At 62.1% G+C, this 1,389-nt stretch carries 1 protein-coding gene; it reads left to right on the top strand.

Going from position 1 to position 1,389, the window contains the following annotated elements:
- Window positions 1-18 precede the first annotated feature (18 nt).
- Window positions 19-1,382 (top strand): IS3 family transposase gene (locus ACFSC3_RS20625; RefSeq protein ID WP_380942264.1). Its coding sequence is split into 2 segments (ribosomal slippage): window positions 19-366 and window positions 369-1,382, totalling 1,362 coding nucleotides; the frame shifts between segments, so codons are not numbered across the junction.
- The last annotated feature ends 7 nt before the right edge of the window (window positions 1,383-1,389 follow it).

Genomic DNA, 1,389 nt, shown 5'->3' with positions numbered 1-1,389 from the left:
AGTGACGAAGGAACGAAGATGAAGCCCAGATCCTCCAATGTAAAATCGCCCGCCAAGGCCCCAGCAGAGCGGGTAGTGAAGGACATCCGCCGACAGACCCGGCGCCACTTTTCGGCCGAGGACAAGATCCGCGTCGTGCTGGATGGCCTGCGCGGGGAAGACAGCATCGCCGAGCTATGCCGCAAGGAAGGCATTGCCCAGAGCCTGTATTACACCTGGTCGAAGGAGTTCATGGAAGCTGGCAAGCGCCGCCTGGCCGGCGACACCGCCCGTGCCGCGACCACCGGAGAGGTCCAGGACCTGCGCCGCGAAGCCCGGGCCCTGAAGGAATGCGTGGCCGATCTGACACTGGAAAACCGTCTGCTCAAAAAAAGCATGGTCGCGGATGGGGGCAACGACGAATGAGGTATCCCGCATCCGAGAAGCTCGAGATCATCAGAACCGTCGAGCAGTCGCACCTGTCGGCCAAGCGCACGCTGGACCAACTCGGCATCCCTCGTCGGACATTCTACCGCTGGTATGATCGCTACCTCGAAGGCGGGCCGGAGGCGTTGGAAGATCGGCCATCGGCGCCGAGCCGGGTGTGGAACCGCATCCCGGCGGGCATCCACGACCAGATCATCGAGCTGGCGCTGGAACAGTCTGAGCTGAGCCCCCGGGAACTGGCCGTGCGCTTCACCGATGGGCAGCGCTACTTCGTGTCGGAATCCACGGTTTACCGCCTGTTGAAGGCCCACGACCTGATCACCAGCCCGGCCTATGTCGTGATCAAGGCTGCCGATCAGTTCCACACGAAAACCACGCGGCCGAACGAGATGTGGCAGACCGACTTCACCTACTTCAAGATCATCGGGTGGGGCTGGATGTATCTGTCGACCGTGCTCGACGACTTCTCGCGCTACATCATCGCCTGGAAGCTGTGCACCAACATGCGAGCCGAGGACGTCACCGACACGCTGGACCTCGCCCTGGCGGCTTCTGGTTGCGACAGCGCCACGGTGCTGCACAAACCCCGGCTACTCAGCGATAATGGCCCCAGCTACATCGCGGGTGAGCTGGCGGAATACATCGAGGCCCGGAAGATGAGCCATGTCCGCGGCGCCCCGTGTCATCCCCAAACCCAGGGCAAGATCGAGCGCTGGCACCAGACCCTGAAAAACCGCATCTTGCTGGAAAACTACTTCCTGCCCGGCGACCTCGAAGCCCACATCGAGGCCTTCGTCGAGCACTACAATCACCAGCGATACCACGAGAGCCTGGCCAACGTGACGCCTGCCGACGCCTACTTCGGCAGGGCTCCGGCAATCATCAAACTGCGCGAAAGGATCAAGCGACAGACCATCGAACATCGGCGCTTGCAGCACCGCAAGTTCGCCGCCTAACATCAAC

Origin of the sequence: Sphingomonas floccifaciens (genome assembly GCF_042681125.1) — a bacterium.
In the GTDB taxonomy this organism is placed as follows: Bacteria; Pseudomonadota; Alphaproteobacteria; order Sphingomonadales; family Sphingomonadaceae; genus Sphingomonas; species Sphingomonas floccifaciens.
The sequence above is the reverse complement of the archived record's forward strand: the minus strand, read 5'-3'. Positions and strand labels throughout refer to the sequence as shown.